Genomic DNA, 6,717 nt, shown 5'->3' on the forward strand with positions numbered 1-6,717 from the left:
ACGGTGACCAGATCATGCCTCGCGACCTCCGTCGGTACCAGATCCGTCGGCTCGGCAACTGGGTCAACCTGAGCACGCCGCTCGGCTTGGCCGTGGCCCGGGCGGGCGGCGCTCGCGTGCGTCCCGGACCCCGCGGGCTCTTGCTGGCGGACGGCTACCGTCTCGGTCTCCCGGTGGCCAGCGCCTTCACGGTGGGCAACGTCCTCGTCACTGCCGGCCGGTGGTCGGACTGGCGGGTCGAGCGGCCCAGCCTGCTCGAGCATGAAGAGCGGCACAGCTGGCAGTGGTTCTCCCTGCTCGGACTGCCCTTCCTGCCCGCCTACGCGGTCGCCATGGGCTGGTCGATGCTGCAGACGGGCGACCGTGCCGCCGCCAATGTCTTCGAGCGGCGGGCCGGGCTAGCCCTGGGCGGCTACGAGGAGGCTCCGGTCAGGCCGATCGGACCAGCGCTGAGGGCCGGGCTCGGCCGGCTCAGGAGTCGATCGTGAGATCGATGCCCAGCCGCTTGGCCGAGCGGTTGCGCTGCCGGGTGGCGCGCAGCCGGCGGAGGCGCTTGACCAGCAGCGGATCCTGGGCGAGGGCGGCCTGACTGTCGATCAGCGCGTTCAGCACCTGGTAGTAGCGGGTGGCCGACATCTGGAACTGGTCCCGGATCGCCTGCTCCTTGGCGCCGGCGAACTTCCACCACTGACGCTCGAAGGCGAGGATCTCCGCGTCCCGGACGCTCAGCTCGCCGTCGGGCTGAGGGCTCTCGAGGTGGCTGTTCGAGACACTGACCATGGCGTCATCGTAAGGGCAAATCACACCAGTGTCATTCAAGGCACCACCGAACCTCCCTGCACAGACCGGGCGGCGATGGGCGAGCATGGGCGCCGTGACGAACGCAGACGATCCGCGCATCGGCTGGGGCATCCTCAGCACCGGCCACATCGCCTCGGTGCTCGCGAAAGACCTGGCCCTGCTGCCCGAGGAGGCGGCCCTGGTGGCCGTCGGCTCCCGGTCAACGGACAAGGCCCGGGCCTTCGCCGACCAGTACGGCTTCGAGCGCGGCTACGGCTCGTATGAGGAGCTGGCCGCCGATCCCGACGTGGACGTGGTCTACATCGCCTCCCCGCACCACGACCACTACCCGTCGGCCAAGCTCTGCCTGGAGGCCGGCAAGGCGGTGCTGGTCGAGAAGCCGCTGACCGTCAGCCCGGAGCAGACCGAGGAGCTGATCGCGCTGGCGCAGGACCGCGCCCTGCTGCTGATGGAGGCCATGTGGACGCGGACCCAGCCGCTGATCCGGCGGGCGGCCGAGCTGGTGGCCTCCGGCGAGCTGGGCGAGATCCGGCACGTGGACGCGCAGTTCGGTTTCGCCTTCGACGGCCCCACGACGCACCGGCTGCTCGATCCGGAGCAGGCAGGCGGCGCGATCCTGGACGCAGGCGTCTACCCGGTGCACGCCGTCAACCTGTTCCTGGGCGAGCCGACCGACGTCTTCGCCTGGGGGACGCACGCCTCGACCGGCGTGGACAACCACGCGGCGGCCCTGCTCAGCTTCCCCGAGACCGACGGCCGCGGCCCGGCGACGGCCGCGATCCTGTGCACGCTGAACGCGCAGCTGCCGACCCGGCTGGCCGTCTACTGCACCCAGGGTCGGGTGATGGTCGACTCCTTCTTCATCCGGCCGGAGTCCGTGAGCGTCTACCGCCTCGGCGTCGACGAGCCGGAGGAGCTGGTGACGCAGTGGCCAGGCGGCGGCTACACCTTCCAGGCCCAGGAGGTGATGCGTTGCCTGCGGAACGGTGAGGTGGAGTCGCCGCTGGTGCCCTGGTCGTCCACGCTGGAGGTGGCGCGGACCCTGGAGCGCTGGGAGGCGGCCGTCGACCAGCCCATCGGCTCTCTCAACCCCGCCGAGACCGCGGGCTGAGCCGTGGTCACGCTGATGAGGGGCACCATCCAGCCTTACGCGTGGGGTTCGACGACCTTCCTGCCCGAGCTGCTCGGCACCGAGCCGACCGACGAGCCGCAGGCCGAGCTCTGGCTGGGGGCGCACTCCTCCGCCTCGGCCACGGTCGACGGCCGGCCGCTCGACGAGGTGATCGCGGCGGACCCGGCGGGCGTGGTCGGTGCCGCCGCCGTCGAGGAGTTCGGCCCCGGGCTGCCCTTCCTGCTCAAGGTGCTGGCCATCGCCAAGCCGCTCTCGCTGCAGGCGCACCCCACCCGCGCCCAGGCCGAGCAGGGCTACGCGCGTGAAGAAGCCGCCGGCATCGCGGCCGACGCGTCCGACCGGCTCTACAAGGACGACTGGCCCAAGCCGGAGATGCTGGTCGCCCTGGTGGACAGCGAGGCGCTCTGCGGCTTCCGCAACCCCGAGGCGTCCTACGACCTGTTCGGCCAGCTCGGCGTCCCCGCCGCGACCGCGCTGGTCGCCCCCCTGGTCGACGCCGCCCTCACCCCGGACCGACGGCTGGCCGCGGTGTTCGAGAGCGCCCTGCGGCTGGCCCGCGACGACCTCGGCGTGGTGGCGGACGTCGTCGCCGCGGCGCGCGGGATCGAGGTAGCGGGCGACCTGGGCCTGTTCGCCCGGACGGCTCGCGAGCTCGGGGAGCACTACCCCGACAACCCCGGTGTCCTCGCCGCTCTGCTGATGAACCGGGTGTCGGTGCGGCCCGGCCAGGCGGTCTTCCTGCCGGCCGGCAACCTGCACGCCTACCTGCACGGGGCCGGCGTGGAGATCATGGCCAACTCCGACAACGTCATGCGCGGCGGCTTGACCCCCAAGCACGTCGACGCGGACGAGCTGCTGGCGATCCTCGACTTCACCCCCGGCTTCCCCGGCTACGTCGAACCGGTCGAGGAGTCCCCTGGCTGCTGGCGCTACCCCACCCCGGCTCCCGAGTTCGCCCTGTGGCGGCTCGAGCCGGACGGGTCTCCCGTCGAGGCGCCGGGTACGGGATCCGGCCGGGTCCTCCTGGTCACCGAAGGATCGGTCGACGTCGGCGGACTGACACTGACCCGCGGCCAGGCGGCCTTCGCCTCGGCTGGGGAGAAGTTGAGGCTGGACGGCACCGGAACGGCATTCGTCGCGGGTCCCGGCGTTCACGCGCCCTGAGCTCGTCGAAGGCCTCGAAGAGGTTGCGCTGGTCCTGACCGGATGATCACGCTCAGCGGGGGTGCGGCGACCTCCACAACCAGCCCCCGTAGGGTCGAACGCATGTCCCCCGCACCGGCGGAACCGCTCGTCTCCCTCCGCGGCGTCCAGAAGCACTACGGCGCGGTCCAGGCGTTGACCGACATCGACCTGGACGTGGCGCCGGGCGAGGTGGTCGTCGTCATCGGCCCGTCCGGCTCCGGCAAGTCGACGCTCTGCCGCTGCATCAACCGCCTCGAGACCATCTCCGGCGGACAGATCACCATCGACGGCCAGCCCCTGCCGAACGAGGGTCGCGAGCTGGCCCGGCTGCGCGCCGAGGTCGGGATGGTGTTCCAGTCCTTCAACCTCTTCGGCCACAAGAACGTGCTGGAGAACATCACCATGGCGCCGGTGAACGTCGCCAAGGTCAACCGGGCCGAGGCGCAGCAGCGGGCGCGCGAACTGCTGGACCGGGTCGGCCTGGCCGACAAGGAGACGGCGATGCCGGCGCAGCTCTCCGGCGGCCAGCAGCAGCGGATCGCCATCGCTCGGGCCCTGGCCATGCGGCCGAAGCTGATGCTCTTCGACGAGCCCACGTCCGCGCTCGACCCGGAGATGATCAACGAGGTGCTGGCCGTGATGGTCGAGCTGGCGGCCGAGGGGATGACCATGGTGGTCGTCACCCACGAGATGGGCTTCGCCCGCCAAGCCGCCAACCGCGTCATCTTCATGGACGCCGGCCGGATCGTCGAGACGGGTACCCCGCAGGAGTTCTTCGACCACCCGCAGACCGATCGAGCCCGCGACTTCTTGTCCAAGGTGCTCACCCACTGAGCGCCTGACCTGCTCGACCTCCCACACCCCAAGGAATCCCCCGTGACCACGTCTCACCTCTCCTTCACCGCCGACAGCACGCGTCGTTTCTCCCGCCGCACCTTCGGCGCCTCCGCCGGCCTCGCCGCACTCTCCCTGGCCGCCCTCTCGGCCTGCGGCAACGACACCAGCGCCCTGAGCACCAACAAGACCGACGTCAGCGGCTACGACGCGATCATCGCCGCGGGCCCGACCGCCGACGCGGCCACCGTCGACGGCAACGCCTGGGCCAAGAAGATCAAGGACCGCGGCACGCTCAACACCGGCGGTTCAGACTCGGGCCCGCTGTTCTCGATCAAGGACCCGGCGACGGGCAAGCTGACCGGCTTCGACGCCGGACTCGCGCAGCTGCTCTCGCACTACATCACCGGCAAGGCCGACGGCCCGATCCAGCTGACCATCACCACCGTCGACACCCGCGAGACCCTGATCGAGAACGGCACGGTCGACACCGTCGTCGCCACCTACTCGATCACCCCCGCGCGGGCCAAGAAGGTGGCGTTCGCCGGGCCGTACTACCGCTCGGGTGACGCGGTCATGGTCAAGTCCGACAACACGACGATCAACTCGGTCAAGGACCTGGACGGGAAGAAGGTCGCCACCCAGCAGGGCTCCACCACCGCGGACCGGATCGCGAAGGACGCGCCAGGTGCCAAGGTGAGCCTGTTCCCCGACGACGCCCAGTGCCTGGCGGCCCTCAAGACCAACCGCGTCGACGCGTACGTGATCGACCAGAGCATCCTGATCTCCAACGCCAGTGCCGACACGACGCTCAAGGTGGTCGGGGAGCCCTTCTCCGACGACTACTACGGGATCGGCGTCACCCGCGACGACGCCCAGGCGAAGACCTTCGTCAACGACTGGCTGACCAAGATCGAGGCTGACGGCACCTGGGCCAAGCTCTGGAAGGCGACGGTCGGCACCGTCGTGTCCGGCGAGGCACCGACGCCGCCGAAGCTCGGCTCGGCGGACGGCTCCTGACTCACCCGCTCCAACCCAGGAGGACCCGGCATGAGGAGTCGCGCGTGATCAGCGTCCTGACCGACAACCTCGGTGCACTCTGGCACGGCGTCCTGACCACGCTGGCCATCACCGCCCTGGCCTTCGTCAGCGCGGTGGTGGTCGGGATCGTGGTGGCGGTGTTCCGGGTCAGCCCGATCCCGCCGCTGCGGGCCCTGGGCGCGGTGTACGTCGAGCTGTTCCGCAACATCCCGCTGCTCAGCCTGCTGATCCTGGTGGCCTACGGGCTGCCCTACGTCGGCGTCAGCTTCTCGCTGTTCACGACCGCGGTGATCTGCCTGGCGGCGGTGTCGGCGGCGTTCGCCTGCGAGACGGTGCGCGCCGGCATCAACGGGGTCAGCGTCGGCCAGGCCGAGGCGGCGCGGGCGCTGGGGATGACGTTCACGCAGTCCCTAGTGCGGGTGATCCTGCCGCAGGCGCTCCGGACGATGGTGCAGCCGCTGGTCAACATCTTTATCGGCGTGGCGCTGGGCTCGTCGCTGGCCGCCGCGGTCTCGGTCGGCGAGCTCACCTACGCCGCGCAGCAGGTCGGCAACAAGACGGCGGAGTCGATGCTGCTGTTCCTCATCTCGGCCGTGGTCTACATCGTCATCGCCCTGCTGGGCGGCGGCGCCGGCTCGGTTCTCGAGCGGCGGCTGGCGGTTCAGCGGTGAACGCCGCCTCTCGAGTCCTCTTCGACGAGCCCGGACCGCGGGGACGTCGGCGGATCGCCATCGGCACCGTGGTGATCAGTGTCTTGATCTTGCTCGTCCTCTTCCTGGGCTTCCGGACCCTGAACGCCAGCGGCGAGCTCGCCTACGCCAAGTGGAAGCCCTTCTGGCAGCAGTGGGCGGTCAAGTTCCTGCTCGAGGGGCTGAAGGGGACGCTGCTGGTCACCCTGGCCTCGGGGCTGGTCTCGTTCCCGGCCGGAGCGCTGCTGGGCGTCGGGCGCGCCGGGCGCAACCCGGTGGTCAAGGCGCTCTGCACCGCCTACATCGAGATCTTCCGCTCCGTCCCGACGCTGCTGCTGGTCTACGTGTTCCTGTTCGCCTTGCCGGGCGTGGGGCTCAACGTGAGCATCTTCTGGAAGCTCACCGTGCCGATCATCCTGATCAACTCCGCGGTCATCGCCGAGATCGTCCGCGCCGGCATCCGCTCGCTCGACCGCGGCCAGAGCGAGGCCGCGCTGGCCCTGGGCATGACCACGGCGAAGACGATGCGGCTCGTGGTGCTGCCCCAGGCCGTCCGGCTGGTGATCCCCACCCTGGTCACCCAGCTCGTCGCGCTGCTCAAGGACTCCACCCTCGGCTACGTGGTCAGCTACCCCGAGCTGATGAAGCAGGCCAACAACCTGGCCAACAACACCAAGCTGCTGCTGCAGGCCTTCGTGGTCGTGAGCGCCGTCTACGTGGTGATCAACTTCGCCCTGACCCGCCTGGCCACCTACCTGGAGCACCGCATCCGGACCCGCCCCCGGGCCCGGCCTGGTGCCGGGGCTGGTCCGTCGGCTCCTCTGGGCGACCCTGGCGCCGACGCTCTGGCGCACGACCTGCCCGCCGCCCTGGCTCCCCGCTAGACTGCCCACTCCCTTGCTGGCGTGGCGCAATTGGTAGCGCACCTGTCTTGTAAACAGGCGGTTGTCGGTTCGAGTCCGACCGTCAGCTCCCCGGCTTTGTATGCCTTCGGGTGATGGTTGACATGGCTGCTGCGGTTGATGTTTTACATGG

General features: G+C 70.2%; 8 protein-coding genes and 1 tRNA gene. 8 read left to right on the forward strand and 1 reads right to left on the reverse strand.

The genetic code is table 11. From position 1 onward, the window contains the following. The first annotated feature begins 14 nt into the window (after positions 1 to 14). Positions 15 to 488, forward strand: a complete 474-nt coding sequence (locus tag ACFE7W_RS20475) for a hypothetical protein (RefSeq protein ID WP_375426680.1) — start codon at positions 15 to 17, stop codon at positions 486 to 488. Here ACFE7W_RS20475 and ACFE7W_RS20480 read toward each other — a convergent pair. Beyond that, positions 472 to 780 carry a DUF3263 domain-containing protein gene (locus tag ACFE7W_RS20480; RefSeq protein ID WP_375426681.1) on the reverse strand — a complete coding sequence of 103 codons (309 nt, stop codon included), beginning with the start codon at positions 778 to 780 and terminating at the stop codon, positions 472 to 474. The genes ACFE7W_RS20475 and ACFE7W_RS20480 overlap by 17 nt on opposite strands. A 94-nt stretch (positions 781 to 874) precedes the next feature. On the opposite strand from ACFE7W_RS20480, the gene ACFE7W_RS20485 reads away from it, so the two are divergent. The 7 genes from ACFE7W_RS20485 to ACFE7W_RS20515 all read left to right on the forward strand — a co-directional run bounded on the left by ACFE7W_RS20485 (position 875) and on the right by ACFE7W_RS20515 (position 6,654). Further along, positions 875 to 1,912, forward strand: coding sequence for a Gfo/Idh/MocA family protein (locus ACFE7W_RS20485; RefSeq protein WP_375426682.1), 1,038 nt, complete (start codon positions 875 to 877; stop codon positions 1,910 to 1,912). A 15-nt stretch (positions 1,913 to 1,927) separates the two neighbouring features. Beyond that, complete coding sequence (manA, locus tag ACFE7W_RS20490; RefSeq protein WP_375426683.1) at positions 1,928 to 3,097, forward strand: mannose-6-phosphate isomerase, class I; 1,170 nt, start codon at positions 1,928 to 1,930, stop codon at positions 3,095 to 3,097. Positions 3,098 to 3,199: 102 nt separating this feature from the next. After that, positions 3,200 to 3,952 (forward strand): amino acid ABC transporter ATP-binding protein, encoded by a 753-nt coding sequence (locus tag ACFE7W_RS20495; RefSeq protein WP_375426684.1) that lies wholly within the window; start codon positions 3,200 to 3,202, stop codon positions 3,950 to 3,952. Positions 3,953 to 3,994: 42 nt separating this feature from the next. Beyond that, a complete protein-coding gene (locus tag ACFE7W_RS20500; protein WP_375426685.1) occupies positions 3,995 to 4,972 on the forward strand; it encodes a glutamate ABC transporter substrate-binding protein in 978 nt (325 codons plus the stop codon). Positions 4,973 to 5,016: 44 nt separating this feature from the next. Beyond that, complete coding sequence (locus ACFE7W_RS20505; protein ID WP_375426686.1) at positions 5,017 to 5,664, forward strand: amino acid ABC transporter permease; 648 nt, start codon at positions 5,017 to 5,019, stop codon at positions 5,662 to 5,664. Next, positions 5,661 to 6,566, forward strand: a complete 906-nt coding sequence (locus tag ACFE7W_RS20510; RefSeq protein ID WP_375426687.1) for an amino acid ABC transporter permease — start codon at positions 5,661 to 5,663, stop codon at positions 6,564 to 6,566. The genes ACFE7W_RS20505 and ACFE7W_RS20510 overlap by 4 nt, the downstream gene beginning before the upstream one ends. A 15-nt stretch (positions 6,567 to 6,581) precedes the next feature. Continuing rightward, positions 6,582 to 6,654: transfer RNA gene (locus ACFE7W_RS20515), tRNA-Thr, on the forward strand. The last annotated feature ends 63 nt before the right edge of the window (positions 6,655 to 6,717 follow it).

Source organism: uncultured Friedmanniella sp. (assembly GCF_964244285.1).
Taxonomy (GTDB): domain Bacteria; phylum Actinomycetota; class Actinomycetes; order Propionibacteriales; family Propionibacteriaceae; genus Microlunatus.